General features: G+C 39.9%; 14 protein-coding genes. 3 read left to right on the top strand and 11 right to left on the bottom strand.

Going from position 1 to position 16,943, the window contains the following annotated elements; genetic code table 11:
- Positions 1–104: 104 nt before the first annotated feature.
- The 3 genes from V7161_RS17190 to V7161_RS17180 all read right to left on the bottom strand — a co-directional run bounded on the left by V7161_RS17190 (position 105) and on the right by V7161_RS17180 (position 5,032).
- Positions 105–2,189, bottom strand: a complete 2,085-nt coding sequence (locus tag V7161_RS17190) for a sigma-54 interaction domain-containing protein (protein ID WP_335714182.1) — start codon at positions 2,187–2,189, stop codon at positions 105–107.
- Positions 2,190–2,423: 234 nt separating this feature from the next.
- Positions 2,424–3,548 carry a M20 family metallopeptidase gene (locus tag V7161_RS17185; RefSeq protein ID WP_335714181.1) on the bottom strand — a complete coding sequence of 375 codons (1,125 nt, stop codon included), beginning with the start codon at positions 3,546–3,548 and terminating at the stop codon, positions 2,424–2,426.
- A gap of 32 nt (positions 3,549–3,580) precedes the next feature.
- A complete protein-coding gene (locus V7161_RS17180; protein WP_335714180.1) occupies positions 3,581–5,032 on the bottom strand; it encodes a YfcC family protein in 1,452 nt (483 codons plus the stop codon).
- Between the two features lie 628 nt (positions 5,033–5,660).
- On the opposite strand from V7161_RS17180, the gene V7161_RS17175 reads away from it, so the two are divergent.
- Positions 5,661–6,548, top strand: coding sequence for a DMT family transporter (locus V7161_RS17175; protein ID WP_335714179.1), 888 nt, complete (start codon positions 5,661–5,663; stop codon positions 6,546–6,548).
- 271 nt (positions 6,549–6,819) lie between these two features.
- Here the strand turns inward: V7161_RS17175 and V7161_RS17170 are convergent, their stop codons facing one another.
- The 5 genes from V7161_RS17170 to V7161_RS17150 form a co-directional block, all read right to left on the bottom strand.
- Complete coding sequence (locus V7161_RS17170) at positions 6,820–9,369, bottom strand: beta-galactosidase (protein ID WP_335714178.1); 2,550 nt, start codon at positions 9,367–9,369, stop codon at positions 6,820–6,822.
- Between the two features lie 46 nt (positions 9,370–9,415).
- Positions 9,416–9,583: a DUF6903 family protein gene (locus V7161_RS17165; protein ID WP_335714177.1), complete on the bottom strand. Its 168-nt coding sequence runs from the start codon at positions 9,581–9,583 to the stop codon at positions 9,416–9,418.
- Positions 9,584–9,620: 37 nt separating this feature from the next.
- Complete coding sequence (locus V7161_RS17160) at positions 9,621–10,502, bottom strand: carbohydrate ABC transporter permease (protein WP_335714176.1); 882 nt, start codon at positions 10,500–10,502, stop codon at positions 9,621–9,623.
- Positions 10,503–10,517: 15 nt separating this feature from the next.
- Entirely contained in the window at positions 10,518–11,408 is an 891-nt protein-coding gene (locus tag V7161_RS17155) for a carbohydrate ABC transporter permease (RefSeq protein ID WP_335714175.1), read from the bottom strand.
- A gap of 65 nt (positions 11,409–11,473) precedes the next feature.
- Positions 11,474–12,820 (bottom strand): carbohydrate ABC transporter substrate-binding protein, encoded by a 1,347-nt coding sequence (locus V7161_RS17150; RefSeq protein WP_335714183.1) that lies wholly within the window; start codon positions 12,818–12,820, stop codon positions 11,474–11,476.
- 172 nt (positions 12,821–12,992) lie between these two features.
- Here V7161_RS17150 and V7161_RS17145 point away from each other — a divergent pair, with 172 nt between their 5' ends.
- Positions 12,993–13,886, top strand: coding sequence for an AraC family transcriptional regulator (locus tag V7161_RS17145; RefSeq protein ID WP_335714174.1), 894 nt, complete (start codon positions 12,993–12,995; stop codon positions 13,884–13,886).
- Positions 13,887–13,946: 60 nt separating this feature from the next.
- The gene (locus V7161_RS17140) at positions 13,947–14,456 is read left to right on the top strand and encodes a hypothetical protein (protein ID WP_335714173.1); all 510 of its coding nucleotides are present in this window, start codon (positions 13,947–13,949) and stop codon (positions 14,454–14,456) included.
- A 79-nt stretch (positions 14,457–14,535) separates the two neighbouring features.
- Here the strand turns inward: V7161_RS17140 and V7161_RS17135 are convergent, their stop codons facing one another.
- From V7161_RS17135 to V7161_RS17125, 3 genes are all read right to left on the bottom strand, one after another.
- Entirely contained in the window at positions 14,536–15,258 is a 723-nt protein-coding gene (locus tag V7161_RS17135; RefSeq protein WP_335714172.1) for an amino acid ABC transporter ATP-binding protein, read from the bottom strand.
- Positions 15,255–15,911: an amino acid ABC transporter permease gene (locus V7161_RS17130; protein ID WP_335714171.1), complete on the bottom strand. Its 657-nt coding sequence runs from the start codon at positions 15,909–15,911 to the stop codon at positions 15,255–15,257. The genes V7161_RS17135 and V7161_RS17130 overlap by 4 nt, the downstream gene beginning before the upstream one ends.
- 106 nt (positions 15,912–16,017) lie before the next feature.
- Entirely contained in the window at positions 16,018–16,824 is an 807-nt protein-coding gene (locus V7161_RS17125) for a basic amino acid ABC transporter substrate-binding protein (RefSeq protein ID WP_335714170.1), read from the bottom strand.
- Positions 16,825–16,943 lie beyond the last annotated feature (119 nt).

Raw genomic sequence — 16,943 nt, 5'->3', positions numbered from 1 at the left:
TATTAAAGAAAGAATCCATTTTGAAAAAAGATTTCATCAAAAGGGATTCTTCGTTTGTAATTGCAGATTGTGTTTTAAAAATAATTTTCTTTTCTATTAATTATTTACTCCTTGATCCATTGTAAAACCTGTATTCCCGTAGGAGTGATCGTTGTACCTTGCTTCTTGACACCTACTTCGACACATCTACACCGTTGGAGGATCGATAGCTTATTGCGAATTTGAGCTTCGGATAAAGGACGGGAGATCAATGAGCATAAAACGGTCCGTCCCACTCGCTCCTGGCGTTTACTGAAATTCCACAGGATTGTCAATATATCCTCATAATCCATTAGGGAACCGTGACGTGACAAGAATTGAAGGATTTCCTCTCTTTCCACGGTTTCCCCTCCGGCTGTCGGACCGTGAGGGCGTGACAAGATACCGCTGCTATTCAATATACGATCAGGAATATGTTGTAATTTCACTGTATCTCCTTCTACAATTACCTTCAGATACTTAATGAAATTTTCCAACTCCCGAATATTACCTGGCCAGCTGTATTTTAAAAGAACATTTTTTACTTCAGGTGTAAATCGCAGCTTTCGCCCATTATCATGAAGGAAATTGTCAATGAGGATAAAAAGATCCTCTTGCCGTTCTCTAAGATTTGGGATATCTAACGGCAAAACATTGAGTCTATAGTACAAATCTTCCCGAAAAGCACCCTTTGACACCATACTATTCAGGTTTCGGTTCGTGGCAGCGATCACCCTGACATTGATGGGAATTACGCGATTTCCTCCTACCCGCATCACTTGCCGCTCTTGGAGCACACGCAGCAAGGCTGCCTGAATACTGAGAGGAGCATCTCCAATCTCATCCAGAAAAATGGTTCCATTATGAGCCAATTCGAATAGCCCCATTTTCCCTCCTTTCTTAGCTCCTGTGAAAGAGCCCTCTTCGTATCCAAACAATTCACTTTCTGCCAAACTTTCTGTAAGGCCGGCAAAATTGACCGGGACGAACGGGCCATCCCGCCGGGTGGAATATTTATGAATCGCTTGGGCAAATACTTCCTTGCCCGTACCGTTTTCTCCTGTGATCAATACGGTAAAATCACTTTCTGCCAGTCTGACAGCAACCTGTTTCGTAGAGGTGATGGACCCGCTTACACCGATAATATTTTCAAAAGAATATTTTGTAGTTAATCCCAGACGGCTGTTATTTTTGCGGATTTCCTGTTCAATTCGTTGAACAATCGTGACGTCTTGAAACGTAACAACGACGCCCATCAAATGCCCGTCCAGCATCATGGGAACTTTGGTAACCAGAAGAACTTTGTTCCGTATCTCCAATAATTGATTGGACTCCTCCGCGTGGGATTGAAAAATCTGATTCAGGTTAAAATCAGAGATTACATCCCAGCACGTCTTTCCAAGGCAATTCTCTGCAGACAGGCTGAGTATTTTCTCGGCTTCTTCATTAAAAACCGTAATATATCCCCATTCATCCATACTGATAATTCCTTCATGAACAGCATTAAATATGGATTCCAGCTTTTGATTTAACCGCTTCTCATTGTTTACGGAATTGGCTAAATTTCTTCCAAGGCGGACAAAATCACGGAAAAACTCCGCTGTATAGAAATGCGCATTTTCTATAGGAAGATTCAATTGTTGAGCAATATCATAAATCGTTGTCAAATCGATCGGGCGTATACCCAAATCAATCACTTTACCAATCGTCTCCGGGACAAGTTCTTTTAATCCATGAGTAACCGCCACATCGATATCCTCAAGTACAGGCCGGATTTCCGCTGTCTGCGGAACATATGGAATAAAGTCCAAATGGTCAAATCCCAGGCGATTCAAAAGCTCGATGGCATCTACAATTGTGTCCATACTGTTCGAGACAAATAGACATTGGGTTCCCGGAGCCAAATCCATCAGTTGCTCGAGCTTTGGCAAATGAACGGTTCTTCTGGCAAACAGGGCCCGCTCATGTAGTAGTTTCGGTAAACGCTCCAATATACTTTCGGAGGAAACTAGAATCAGTTCACACTTATCCACTAATTGGCTTTCCAGCTCCCCGTGCTCATGAACGATATAAATCTGAATATTGGTACCGAAAAACATCCTCAGGTTAGTCTCAAAGGTTTGTGCTAGCTTTTCCCCTCTTGTTAGCAGTAAAATACTTGGTCTCTCCATTTTTCTCTCCTTTTAAAACCCCTTTTTTAGGGTAATAATAACCTAAACACAAGCCTAAAACTATACCTAAATAATTCCTATTGGAGTATTTCAGGGAACGAGACGGCTATTAGAGGAAGTTATTTATCCCGATAGGAAAATTTGTTTGTTTTTCACGCTTTTTCTAAATTAAACTTTCCTATGCGAAAAAAATGCAAGTACCAAACCGGCACTTGCATTTTTGTTTATTTAAAATTATAGCTTACGAAGAAGGTGGGTAATCAAGGTTGCCCTAACGGGAAGTTGATCGATTTCAATATGCTCATTTTCGGCATGGTTACCTTCTCCCACTGAACCTAACCCATCTAACGTAGGAATGCCTAATACGGAAGTGAAATTCCCATCACTGCCCCCACCCACTGATTCCTCAGTCAAGTGAAACCCTAATTCAGATGAACATGTTTTTGCCAGATTAAACAATTTTTCATTTTGAGCTGTTCTTTCCATAGGCGGGCGGGTAATTCCACCTGCAACTTGTAAGGATATCCCTTCCAGATGCGGCTTTAGCCCATAAATGATTTTCGAAACACGTTCCGCTTCACGGAACTGGCTGATTCGCAGATCCACAGCCAATTCCGCTTGTTCTGCTACCACATTTTCGACGGTCCCTCCTCGTACCGCGCCCACATTTAGAGTTGTATCCAACTTATAATCAGTAAGTGAGTGCAAGAATAAAATCTGATGAGCCATTTCCTGTACCGCGCTGATTCCATCCTGATGATTTTGCCCTGAATGCGCTGCTTTTCCTTTAATCTGGATCGAAAACCTGCCAACTCCTTTTCGGGCTGTTTTAAGTGCACCTGTATGTGGCGCTGCCGGCTCCGGAACGAGAACAGCCTGGCTCTTTAAAGCTTCCCGTTCGATTAATGCCCTAGATGTTTTGCTTCCAACCTCTTCATCGCTTGTACATAAGAAAACGATTTTCTTGTTTAAGGAAATCCCCAACTCACGGCAAGCTTTCAGCGCCCAAAGAGCCTGGATAATTCCTCCTTTCATATCGAGGATGCCCGGCCCATACGCTTTGTTTCCTTCTACACGGTAGGAAAGCCTTCCTACCTCCTGGACAGTGTCAAAATGGCCTATGATCAAGATTTGGGCATCGCCTTTCCCATAACTAAACCGCAGGTGATTCCCCGCATGCTCCTGGGGAATAACTTCCGCCTCAACGTCAAGATGCTTCTTAAACAGCTGTTGAATCACTTCTCCACATTGATCCACCCGTACTTTCGAATGCGAAGGTGACTCAGCCAGCACAAGTGTTTTTAGATCCTCCAGGATCTCTTCTTGGTGTTGCTTAAAGTATTCTAGTAATTTATCCATATTTGAAATCCCCTATATTTATCTTCTAGTTCTTATAAAGGTCCCCAGTTGATCATCATACCGATAATGATGAAAATTAATCCGAAAACAAACCAAACTGCCGTTAATGGAAGCATGAACTTCAGCCATTTTCCATAAGAGATGCCGCTCATTGCTAGTACACCCATCAGCACACCTGATGTTGGATTTATGGTATTTACTAACCCCTCCCCAAGCATAACCGCCTGGACAGCTACTTGACGTGTAATATGCAGCAAATCTGCCAAAGGGACAAGAATCGGCATCAACACGGTAGATTCCCCGGAACCGGAAGAAATCAAAAAGTGCAGAGCCGCACTTCCGATATACATTCCAATCGAAGCGGCAATCGGAGACAACGGTTCAAGGAGTTGGACCAACGCATTGACGATGGTATCTAATATCTTTGCATCATCAAGGATTAAGCCCACTGCTCTAGCCATCCCCACAATAAGAGCTCCATAGACCATTTGTTTACAGCCTTGAATAAATGTGAATGCAATGTCATTTGCACTCATTCGTGCGATCAAACCTGCGCCGATGGCAATAAAAATGAAAAGACCAGCCATTTCATTTTCCGTCCATTTAAATATCTGAGAGAAAATCATAAAACCTAGCAAAGATAATCCCGCAAACGATAAGATTAGCTTTTGCTGCAAGGAAACCGTTACCGTAGTCTCCACTTCAGCACCTTTCACTGCATCAGAAGAGAGCGATTCTGGGCCAAGGATGCTCTTGGTCGGGTCCTTTCGAATTTTGCGCGCATACAAATATACATATAAAAGAGTACAGGCGAGAAATGTTAGGTAGATAATGATCCGGTAACCCATTCCCGAGAAAAGCGGAAGTTCGGCAATACGCTGGGATAGTCCAAGCGTTTGAGGAGCAAAAACAGGTACGTTCCAACCAGCATAGGTTCCTAGATAGATAAGGGAAACGCCGAAAATAGCATCCAATTTCAATCCACGTGCGATAAATAATCCTAATGGTATGAAAGCGATTACCGAATTAACCACAATTCCAGTCGTTCCCAAAACAGACAATATCAATCCTACAGGGATAATTAAAAACAGCAAGCGATTCCTGAATCGAGTAAGGGTTGATTTAAGAAACGCATCGATCGCACCCGATTTTTCAATGACAGCTAAGGCTCCGCTTGTAAATAAGATAAGGAAAATAAGCGGTGCGCCCATTACCATTCCGTTTTGGATCGTAGTAAAGAAGTCTACGAAACCAGTGGGGTTTGAATGAACAAAATGAAAACTTCCAGGTACCGTTACGGTGATATCTCCTTTTTTTATCTTTTCAAATCCACCTGCCGGTAAAATGTATGTAGCAATAGCGCAGATCAATGCCACAAAAAATAATAGAACATAAGCGTCAAGCTGTACGAATCTTCTTTTCTTCTCCACTCTCTCCTGATCAGCTGTCTTTGCAACTGCTATCTCTTTCCTAATTGATTGCATTTAGTATCCCCCAATTACGAAATTCTTTTTTCATCTTGCGCCTCCTCTATCCATTGGAGCTTTTTACCTCATTATTTTGATTGGCTCCACTATAAGTCGTCCACCTCATTTCATTGTGTTATAAAATTCTGAAGTTACAGTTTTTATAAAGCAAGAATCATGCCAATTTTAATTACTACAAATAATCGATTAAATGCTTATCTTTAGTCAATTTTTAGGTTGTTTTATTAGTTATGGATAACCTAAAATAAAACCATTATTATAAATTGAACAAGGTTCTTAGAAAAGATTGGGTCCAATGGTTGAAAGTAAGGTACTCTTGCTGAAAATGCGGATTCCTATTTGAAAATTAAAAAGACGATTCTCCTACTATAATGGCAGAAGAACCGTCTTTTATATTTATTTTCCCCAGGCTGCCCTTTATTAGCAAAAAATAATTTAGCACTTTTTGAACTAAACCCCTGTCTGTTTAAGTACAAACCTTCACAATGTCTTTAATCTAGTAAAAGCAGCCGATCATGTTCATGCTTAGTTATTTCAATAATCCGAGAAACAAGAAAAAAAGTTTGCTTCAATATTTATTGAACGCTAAAATGATTAATAGTTTATAAAGAACGAGGAAATAGAGATGAAATTGCAATTAAAAGCAGATTTAGCGCTACTAATGATTACGTTTTTTTGGGGTGCATCCATCCTACTTACAAAGATTGGCCTCAATCATATTCAAGAATATAATTTAATCGCATTACGTTTTCTGATTGCCTTTTTCATTTCAGGCATCGTATTTTACAAGCATTTAATCAAAATCGATTTCAAAACGGTCAAATATGCATTTATATTAGCTTCGATTTTGTTTCTCATTTATATTTGTGCTACGTTTGGCACAAAGTATACATCGGTTTCGAATGCCGGATTCTTAATGAGTCTGACTGTCATATTCATCCCCGTACTAGAATTTGTATATTTTAAGAAAAGACCCGAAAAAAGAGTAGTGGTCGGAATCCTGTTGACCATAGTGGGAATCAGCTTATTGACATTGAACAGCGAATTAAGGATCGGTTTTGGGGATGTGTTATGCATTTTATGTGCCTTATTCTATGCCGTTTATATCCTTGTGACGGGCGCGATGACTAAACATGCCGATTCCATTTCACTCGGGGTTCTACAACTAGGTTTTGTTGGATTGTTCGCCTTTGTTTTTTCCATGTTTATGGAAACACCCAAACTTCCCGAAACGAATGAATCATGGTTTGCAATCCTCGTTTTAAGCATATTTTGCACTGCAATCACGTTCATTGTTCAAATCATAGCCCAGCAGTATACCAGCCCTACGCATACAGGTCTTATTTTTACGTTAGAGCCGGTGTTTTCGGCAGGATTTGCCTTTGTTTTCACAGGAGAAACGCTGGAACTTAAAGGTTACCTTGGGGCAACACTTATTTTATTGAGTGTATTAATTGCTGAACTCGATTTTAAGAGTTTATTAAAACAAAATTACAGCAAAAATATGGAGTAAATCATTTTCTGCTATTCCCTATTGAGCTCCGTGGTTGTCTCAAACCTACATGGCTAAGCAGCCACCACCACAAATGAAAATGTTTTAGGCCTGTAGCCTAGCTAAATCTATTATGGGCAATAATGGATTTAGCAGGTTACAGGCCTTTACTTTTTTGGCGGACAAAACCCCAACCCGACAACCAGTATCTACCAAACTAAGATAACCATTGGCTATCAAAACAATACGAAAGATCCTAGTCCGCTTGTAAATCAATGGAAAACTCCTTATTTTACTCTATTAATGGAATATATGAATGAACAACCACTTGATCCGGCCTTAAGCCTTCTTCATCAAAAATAACAACTTCATTATGTTCTTTTAATAAGGATGCCGGAATCTTATATTCCTCCTGCGGGCCAATGTTCCAGTACCGCCCTAAACAGTGTCCATTCACCCAAAAACAGCCTTTACTCATACCATCCAACCGAATTTTTACAATCGATTCGCTTTCTGGCTTCCAGTCAAAAGAACTTTTATACCAGCGTGGAGAAATGGTTTGTGGATCCACAACTGTCCATTCCTTTTCCTCTTGAAGCTGAGCAAATGATTTTGTTTTCCAATTGCGGATTTGCTCCTTTTCATTAAACAAATAGAGATCAAACCGCCGAATACTAGAAAGGTTTTGAGCATCTAAATCGATTACGTTCTCCCCTTGCTTTAAAGCATCGCTGATATCTGCAATCCCATAGACTGCACTGCCGCTGGACCAAGCCGTTTGACTTTCCATCAACATTTTTACGGACCTTCCATTCACCTGAACTCGTGAAACTCCCTCACCAACAAGAACTGCACGATCATAGCCGTCATTGAAGAAGGAATTCAAAAAACCAATACGACCTTCAATTTTTGGAATATTGGATAAATGATGAGGTATACCGCACCCTTCTACCTGCCATCCTTCCCGTATTGATACATACTTTCCATTAAGAGCAGGCGCTTCACTCATCCCTTTTGGTTCGCCGAGCGCTTGAGTAAAATTGAATCTTCCCATATTCTGGACAAGGCATGTTAATGTATTTTTCCCTTTCTTAACAGGAACATCAATGGCTGCAGCCCCAATCATGCTAAGCTTGCCGACATATTGACCATTACAGAAGACCATGACGGGATCCTCGATTCTCGTAAAAACAATCGTCATATCCTTCGATTCCACAGTAAAAAATTCACTTTCATAACCTAAATAGCCGCTAAACTGTCCGAAGCTGCTAAAATCAAGCGGTTTGTCAGCCTCTTTCACGTTTCCGCTTAAAAAACAAAGCTTTTCATCTGCTTTTTCCCATTGTAAAGGATGAATTGCCGAGCTCCTTTCCAAATGAGGAACCGCTATTTCTAAAGATTTTCTTGAAGCAACTTCAATCGAATAGCTGGTACCATCTTCAAACGAAAGCTGAACGGTTTGCGGCTGGCTTCCATGGAATAAATGAAACGAAACCATGCCATCTTCACTGATTTCAAAGCGATTCGGCATTGGACATTGAACTTCAGCCTTTCTATTAAGCTGTAATTTCAAAAATGAGCGCTGCCCTTCCTCATGATAAATGACCGCCTTATCGGTATTGAACCCAGTCGTCTGACCAGTGAGTGTCACAATGGAAAAGCTGTTTCCTACTTCCACATGACGGACAATCGGTAAAACTGCATTCGCCTCAATCGTAAATGGAACCGTTTCATCATCAAGTAAAGCCTGAGATTGAACTCGCTCCTGTCTATGATTCTCGATAAATATCACTTCACCATAAGGGCTGACGACCCGCTGAGATTTTAGATAACTAGGAAGTTTTAAATCCGTCTCCCTTTGATCTGCATTGGTTAATACAGGTTCGAGCCACTTTGTAAATGAATGAAACCTTTTTAAAACCTCATATTTTCTTGTTGGCTGTAAATATTCATCAATCGCAACATCATAATCGTACGATGTGGTCGAAAAAGTCTGTTCTCCAACGGTTCTGCCCCCCCAATGATCAAAATTGGTGCCGCCGAAATACATGTAATAATTGATAGCAGAGAATCCATTAATTAAGAGCTGGTAACACTCAGTTTCAAGCTGCTCCGGTGTTTTTTGATTCGCTTTACTTCCGCCCCAATGTTCAAACCAGCCGATCCAAAACTCCATAACCCCTTTCGGCTGATTGGCAAACCGCTCATCTAAGATTTCAGCGGCTTGTTTGGCATCAGACCAAAAATTGCGGAATTCTACAGCACCATCAACAGCTCCGTAGCAGGTGACTAAAGGAACATCAATGCCTCTTGCCAGCATACCGTCCCTTAAATATTCCATATACGTTTTATCTGGTTTGCCATAAGCTTGGAACTCGTTTTCAATTTGGACCATTATGACGGTCCCCTTTTTCGTCAACTGAAATTCTTCAATGATAGGTATGACCTTATCAAAATATTTATCTACATATTGTAAAAATATTGAGTTAGAGGAGCGATATTGAATCCCCTTTTTCGTAGAGAGCCACCAAGGGAATCCGCCAAAATCCCATTCTGCACAAATATATGGCCCCGGTCTTGCTATCACATACAAACCTTTGGCCGCACATAGCTGGAAAAAATGCACTAAATCCTTGTCCCCGGAGAAATCCCATTCCCCTTCATTCATTTCATGAAAATTCCACGGTATGTACGTTTCAATTGTATTGCATCCCCCTGCTTTTGCCTTGTCTAAGACTTCGCTCCACTCCGCTTTTGGAAGGCGGAAATAGTGGATGGCAGCTGATAAGATAAAGATTCTTTTGTTATGAATCTTCCAGCTTTTTTTATCGTAGGTAATCATCTAAACGCCTCCACAATCTTATAATCTATTGATATCGAATCCTTTTTTACACATATTTTCGATTGTAATCATAAAGCAGCCATAAGAGACCGGCTAATCCAAGCAGCATCAAGCCCAGTTCAAGTTTAACCACTGTCTTTTGGCCGATGATAATCAAAGAGAGACAAATGATTAAAACGACGAGTTTTAGGATCACGACTATAGTAGTCTTCATTGGATAAGTCCTCCGATCGGATTTCAATTGGCGGCTGTTAGTCCTTCAATCCGCCAAGGGTCATTCCTTGTGTTAATTTCTTTTGTACCATGATGTATAAAATCAAGGTGGGAAGCATGACGAGTACCATCCCTGCATACATTTGGCCGTAATTAGCTGCAGACTTTTGGGCCGCCATTAAGTTCATCAGCCCCACTGGCAATGTCTTATTTGGCCCCGGAATTAAAGTTAGAGCAATAATGTATTCATTCCAAAAGGCAAGGAAATTAAATAAAATAAGAGCTATAATACTTGGACGGGCCATTGGAATCATAATCGAAATCATAGTCTTAAAGTATCCAGCACCGTCGACGAGCGCCGCTTCCTCATAAGTGGTAGGCAATGATTGAAAATAGCTGGACAACAAATAAATGGTGAAAGGCAGTGCCGTCGAAGCATAAACAACAGCTAAAATAAATAAATTGTCCAGCAGGAATCCATCGCCAAATTGTCCCCTTAAGAAGGTATCCCCATCTAACAACAGTAGGAATATCGGAACAACAATATAGTTTACATTGATAAATAATCCTGCTTTAAACAAGCCATTCATAAATAGACTGCCTTTAAAGTTGTATCTGGCAAGCACATAGGCCGCTGGCAGGGCAACAGCCAATAATATGAGCAGCGCCAAAGCAGTCACGAGGACGGAGTTTAACATATAGGTACCCATGTTTGCCTTTTGAAAAGCATCAATGAAATTTTGAAAATAGAAACCTTTTGGCATGGCCCATGGGCTTCCGTAAAATTCCGAGTTTTGCTTCACTGAAGCTAAGAAAACCCATGCTACAGGGATAATGATAGAGACGGCTAATGTAATGAGAGCAACGTAGATAAATATACGGTAAACTGTTTCAGCACTCATTCCTTTTTGTGACTTCATCGTTCATGGACCTCCTTAATACTCCAACACTTCCCGTTTGGTGACAAAGCTGACGAGCGCAGATAAGGCGAATGAGAATAGAAAGATCACCACGCCAATCGCCATACCATAACCATAGGAAGAATTGGTATAAGCCTGCTTATACATATAGCTTAAAAAGACTTCCGTCGCTCCGTCAGGCCCGCCGCCCGTCATCGCTTGGACGAGTAGAAAACTTAAATTAATCGTACTAATTATGAAGAAGGTTAACGTTGTCCGGATGTTATTCCAAATTAACGGCAAGGTAATACTAAAAAATTGCCTGATCCTTCCCGCTCCTTCCAAGGCAGAAGCCTCATAAAAACTTTCCGGAATACTGGCCATACTTGACATGTACATGACCATATAATAGCCAATTGCCTGCCAGACGAGCGCACCGCCGATGCTGTAAATAGCAATTTTTTGATTGCCGAGCCACATTTTTTGCAAGTGCTCCAGATTAAATACTGCAAGTAAATTATTCAACAAACCTGTGGTCGGATCATAAATCGCAGAGAAAATACCAGCAATGACCACCACCGATAAGATATTAGGGATATAGAAAATAATTCGGAAAAAACTGTTGCCTCTCATCTTTTCTCTCGTTAACAAAGTGGCAAACAAGATGGCCGCCACCATGGTGAGGAGTGTAACGATTACAATCAATACAATACTATTTTGAAGGGATCGGAAGAAGTTCATATCATTCCACAGAATTTTGAAGTTATCGAGCCCGACAAATACCTTATTATTAGAAAATCCGCCCCACTTATATAAAGACATCCTGAACACCTGAATCGTAGGAATAATCATAAAAATGGTTAACAAAATCAGTGCAGGTACCGTACAAATAAAAATAAAAATCCTCTTTTCAGTCGTTTTATTCATGACTATCACCTCGATTAATAAATATAACGGTGAGGAAGATTTCTCACCGTTATACTAGTGAATTATTATTTTAATGCTGACCGTAATTGGTCACTCACCTTTTCAACGGCTTTTTGCCAATCTTTTACTTTCTTATCTCCAGAAACAATACTGTCGACCGATCTGAATAATGTATCTGCCATGCTGACACCCTCAACAGCTTCTGTTGCGGCAAATCCACCCATACCTGCCTTTGCTCCGGAATCATAAATACTATAGAATAGTTTATTGTCACCCGTCAGTTTTTCAGAAATCCCTTCGATTGGCTGAATCGCACCAGCTTCTGCAAATATTTCAGCTGCTTTATCCGAATACACAAACGTTAAGAAATCCTTTGCTGTGTCTTTATTTTTCGCTTGTGCTGGTACCCACATTTGTTCAAAGAACGTAAAGGCATAACGGTCACCGCCATCTTCAATAGCCGGCAACGCTGTCATTCCCCATTCAAAGCCATCAGCTCTTGGGGCATCTTTCATTTCGCCCACGACCCACGTACCATTTGGCATAAACAGTGCTTTATTATCGAGAATCAATTGCTGGTTTTTCGTGAAATCTTTATCATTGGCATTGGCAACGGTTGTTGGCGCAGTGTATTTCGCTAATTTGCCGACAATCTCAAAGACTTTCGTTGCTTCTGGAGATTCCCAAATGCCATCTTCATATTTCATTGCTTTATTGTAAAAATCAGGTCCTCCTACTTCTAATAGTAGGGAATAGAAGAAGGCATCAAAGTAACCTGTCGTCGGATACGTAAATAAAGAGATTCCTTCTGCTTTTGCTTTATCACCTAATGCCCACATCTCATCCCATGTCTTTGGTACTTCCCAGCCTTTTTCTTTTAATAAGGCAGCATTATAGAATAACCCTGTTGGACTATAGAACATCGGTGCCATATACGTTTTTCCATCATTATATGGATTAGTGGCGAGTGTATCAGTGAAACCTGGTACCAGCTTATCCTTTACTTTGACATCCTCACCAAAAACATTTTTATCCAAAACATCTGTAATGTTTTCTAATGCTTTATCTTTAATCAATGTTTCGGTCAGCGCCAGTTTTCTTCCCGTTGCCAATAACACTACATCAGGATAGTTGCCCGCTTTCATATTCGGGCTGATGACTTCTTCAAGATTTTTATCTGCCGTCAACTCAACCTTAACATTCGGATTAGCCTCTTCATAGGCTTGTGCCACTTTGGTCCACATATCTTTCCCATAAGCTGATTCAAGTGCTGCAATGTGAAGAGTTTGGTTCTTACTTGAATCTTTACCGTCCTTCGAGTCATCCACCTTTGAGGTTTCATTACTCTGACAAGCTATTAAACTAAGAGATAATAACGCTGTCATTCCTGACAAAAAAAGCTTCTTTTTCATCTTCATCTTGACCCTCCTCTTTCTATTCCCTTTATGGCTAAATTATACGGGAGGTAAAAACGCTTTCACAATAAACATCTTGTTCTGTTTTTTAGATATCTTGCTTTCCATTGTAATAATTCACTAAAATATCTATAATATGGAGAAAAGTGTTTATGAAGGAGGCGTTTATTTGTCCAATGAGGTTTATGAAGTTCCAAATTCAGAACGCGACCATCTTCCTATCAAACTTCTCTATGTAACAAAATCAAAATTTGATAAAGATTGGCATAGTACAAATCATACTCATCACTTTACAGAAATTTTGTATATTACCAAGGGGAAAGGAACTTTTATCTATTCAAAAGAGGAAGTCCCCATCAAAGAGCATGATTTAATTGTGATTAATCCGAATATCGATCACACCGAAAAGTCCGGCCCCGATTACCCGCTCGAATATATTGCACTTGGTATCCAGGGACTCGCCTTTTCATCTCCAGATGACTCCGGGAAACAGGCTACTTTTTTTAATTTTAAAGAGGAGCATAAGGTCTATCTCTTTTACCTTCAGCAATTGTTGGAGGAAGTGGAAAATCAAAAGGAAAATTATGTGTTGATCATCCAGAATATTTTAGAAATCCTACTCCTTAAAATGATGAGAAAAAAGACTTTTAACCTTGAGAAGACCTCTTCTGAAAAGATTAGTAAAGATGTGGCATTTATCAAAAATTATATTAAGGAGCATTTTCGTGAAGCAATCAATTTAGATACACTTGCAGAGGTTGGTCATATCAATAAATACTACCTTTCCCACTCCTTCAAGAAAGCCTTCGGCGTTTCACCGATTGAATATTTAATTCAAATCCGTATCCGGGAAAGTAAAATTTTGTTAGAAACTACTAATTACCCAATTTCTAATATATCAGCCATTACCGGCTTTTCTTCTCAGTCATTCTTTGCACAATCCTTTAAACGTGTTACGGATCTATCGCCTTCACAATACCGAAATGCCAAAAACACCAAGAAAAACAAAACTAAAAAAACAAAAACAACAAATGAAAAAGTGAAGCAAATAACGTCACAATAGACTTTCTTTCTTATCAGCCTTCCAAGTATAATTAGTCCAAAGACTAAAGGAGAATAAACTTTGGAAAAGGACCAAGCTATATTTTTATCAAATTATATTGAACAATCAAATTCATCCATCTACGAAATTAGAAAACTTGATACGGTCGGCGGCACCTTACAGAAGTTCCATCAATGGACGAACGGAAAGAAAACATTAGCTGCCTATGAGGTGACTCGTCCAGAAACCGACACTGGTTATTATTTTGTCTTTATTGATTGGCATCGCAATGATATATATTATTTGGTGATTTATGCCCATGATAAATCAACGACAGTAGCCGAGCTGCGGCAAGTTCAGGATATAGGCGGCTCCCCGCACATTGTTTGGATGTACAAGCCGTTTAAACGGGACGGGAAAAACGATCAGCGGAAAGCTTATTTTAAACAAATGTTTGGCTCAACCACGGTACAGGTCAAACTCCCTTCATCCGCAAAAGAAGTGGACGGATTTTATGACCAATTATTCCGGCTATGCCAAAACCGTATAAAAGCAGACCGAATCATTGAGGTTTTTGATTTTGAAAAATAAGAAATCTTCTTAAGCCCGAAAGATGGAAGCAATAGTATAAAGCACAAAAAAAGTGAGGCTGAATCAGCCTCACTTTTTCTTATAATACTTTACTCAAAAATGACTTTGTCCGATCTTCTTTCGGATTTTCGAATAATTCTTTTGGAACGTTTTCTTCAACGACAACTCCACCATCCATAAAAATGACGCGGTCGCCCACTTCTTTTGCAAAGCCCATTTCATGTGTGACAACGACCATCGTCATACCTTCTTTGGCCAATTGCTTCATTACCTCTAAAACCTCGCCGACCATTTCAGGGTCGAGTGCGGAGGTTGGTTCATCAAAAAGCATAATCTTAGGTTCCATCGCAAGCGCCCTGGCAATCGCCACACGCTGCTTTTGTCCACCCGATAAAGAATCCGGATAAGCTGCCGCTTTTTCTTCTAACCCAACTTTTCTTAATAGTTCCAAACCTTTTGCCTTCGCTTTTTCTGCTGGGACATTTCTTACCTTCATCGGGGCCAGCATAATATTTTCAATTACTGTTTTATGAGGGAACAGGTTAAATTGCTGGAATACCATCCCAACTTCTGTCCGCACTTTGTTGATATCCGTCTTTTTATCGGTCAAATCGATTCCTTCTATATAGACATGGCCGCCTGTAATGGTCTCTAGCATATTTAGACAGCGGAGAAAAGTCGATTTTCCAGAACCTGAAGGTCCAATCACCACCACTACCTCTTGCGGCTTGACGGTAACATTAATATCTTTGAGAACTTCATTGCTTCCAAATGACTTTTTTAATTTTTCTACTTTTATCATTCGGTTGCCAGCCTCCTCTCAAGGCGCGTTAACAGAAAGCTTAAAGAAAGGGTTAATACAAGATAAATAATCGCGGCCGTTACATACGGCTCCCAAACACGAAAATATTGTCCCTGCATGGCTTTCCCCCAATACATTAGCTCTGGGGCGGCAACAATTGATGCCAGCGATGATTCTTTAATCAACACGACAAATTCATTTCCAAGCGGAGGAATCATTCGTTTAATTGCCTGCGGCAGGATAACATGGCGCATAGCTTGTACATGATTCATCCCGAGTGAGCGTGCTGCCTCCATTTGCCCCCGATCAATCGATTGGATACCCGCGCGGAAAATTTCTGCGATATAGGCTGCAGCATTTAAAGAAAGGGTTACAATAGCCGCAACAATCGCGTTTGTTTCCCCAAGAAATAGGGGAACAACTGCAAAGTGTATTAATAAAATTTGTACAAGTAAAGGTGTCCCTCTAAAGCAGGTAACGTACACACTAAACGGTAATGCGAGAAGCTTATTTCTCATCATTTTCCCTAATCCAATAAACAAGCCTAGTATAGTTCCTATTAAAATACTTGCAATTGAAAGTCCTATCGTTAATAACGTTCCTTTAAGAAAAAATGGAGCATATTCAGCTAAAATGTCCCATCTAATATCCATCTAACATCCCCCTGCCTATTCATCATGAAGCCTGTTTCAGCAATATAACCAAAAATTGCGTAACTGCTATTAATTGAGTTACGCAATTTCCTATTGTTAACGGTTCTTATTCTTTTGGTAATTTACTTAAATCCGGATCTACTTTAAACCACTTCTTGTAAATTTTTGCATACTCCCCATTTTCCATAAGGGTATTAATCGCTTTATCCAAATCTGCTTTCAGCTTGCTTCCTTTTGGCAGCATTAGTCCGTAAAACTCCTGTGCAAAAGCAGCAGAATCCTCAATGACAACAAAGTTATCTTTTGGATTGTTTAAAACGTATTGTTCAATAACAGTGTTATCGGCAACAACCGCATCCGCTCCGCCGCTTTTCATTTCTTGAATGGCTAGATTGTTATTTTCAAATTTTTTGATTTTCTCATTATTTTTACCAAGAAGGCCTTCAACCGCTTCCTGACCAGTCGTTGCATTTTGAACGGCAATTGTTTTATTGTTTTTCAAATCTGCCCCGCTCTTAATATCGCTGTCTTTTGGAACAAGAATCTTGTTGGTAGATAGGAAATATGGTCTTGTAAAATCATATGATTGCTTTCTTTCATCATTAATGGTAATCGCTGACATACCGATATCAGCTGTTTTCTTGTCTAATTCCACAAATAAAGGATCCCAGCCTACATTCTCAATCTTAATTTTTAATCCAGCTTCTTTGGCAACTGCATTCATAAAATCAACATCAAACCCGACTACTTTTCCTTTATCCAAGTATTCAAATGGCGCATATGCTGCATCTGTTACGACCTTTAGAGTTTTGTCATCACTGCTGCCTCCAGTCGTTTTGCTCGTCCCGCATGCAGAAAGAATAAAAACAAATGCGGCTATTAATACAGTAGAAATAAATTTCATTTTTTTCATCTTTTGACCTCCCAAATATTTTTTTATAAAAATAATTTTACCAAAGATTAATAATATTTTGAATAAAAATAAATATAATTTTTTATGGAATTTTATTCATTATTTTAATTCATTACTAT

Source organism: Neobacillus drentensis (assembly GCF_036965425.1).
GTDB lineage: Bacteria > Bacillota > Bacilli > Bacillales > Cytobacillaceae > Neobacillus > Neobacillus drentensis_F.
Note: the sequence above shows the minus strand (reverse complement) of the source record. Positions and strands in the feature narration are given on the sequence as shown.

What these genes read in the sequence shown, in the direction of transcription:
- V7161_RS17180 (WP_335714180.1), bottom strand. Translation starts at nt 5,032, where the DNA reads ATGCAATCAATTAGGAAAGAGATAGCAGTTGCAAAGACAGCTGATCAG.
- V7161_RS17135 (WP_335714172.1), bottom strand. Translation starts at nt 15,258, where the DNA reads ATGATAAAAGTAGAAAAATTAAAAAAGTCATTTGGAAGCAATGAAGTT.
- V7161_RS17130 (WP_335714171.1), bottom strand. Translation starts at nt 15,911, where the DNA reads ATGGATATTAGATGGGACATTTTAGCTGAATATGCTCCATTTTTTCTT.
- V7161_RS17170 (WP_335714178.1), bottom strand. Translation starts at nt 9,369, where the DNA reads ATGATTACCTACGATAAAAAAAGCTGGAAGATTCATAACAAAAGAATC.
- V7161_RS17190 (WP_335714182.1), bottom strand. Translation starts at nt 2,189, where the DNA reads ATGGAGAGACCAAGTATTTTACTGCTAACAAGAGGGGAAAAGCTAGCA.
- V7161_RS17185 (WP_335714181.1), bottom strand. Translation starts at nt 3,548, where the DNA reads ATGGATAAATTACTAGAATACTTTAAGCAACACCAAGAAGAGATCCTG.
- V7161_RS17125 (WP_335714170.1), bottom strand. Translation starts at nt 16,824, where the DNA reads ATGAAAAAAATGAAATTTATTTCTACTGTATTAATAGCCGCATTTGTT.
- V7161_RS17175 (WP_335714179.1), top strand. Translation starts at nt 5,661, where the DNA reads ATGAAATTGCAATTAAAAGCAGATTTAGCGCTACTAATGATTACGTTT.
- V7161_RS17150 (WP_335714183.1), bottom strand. Translation starts at nt 12,820, where the DNA reads ATGAAAAAGAAGCTTTTTTTGTCAGGAATGACAGCGTTATTATCTCTT.
- V7161_RS17165 (WP_335714177.1), bottom strand. Translation starts at nt 9,583, where the DNA reads ATGAAGACTACTATAGTCGTGATCCTAAAACTCGTCGTTTTAATCATT.
- V7161_RS17155 (WP_335714175.1), bottom strand. Translation starts at nt 11,408, where the DNA reads ATGAATAAAACGACTGAAAAGAGGATTTTTATTTTTATTTGTACGGTA.
- V7161_RS17160 (WP_335714176.1), bottom strand. Translation starts at nt 10,502, where the DNA reads ATGAAGTCACAAAAAGGAATGAGTGCTGAAACAGTTTACCGTATATTT.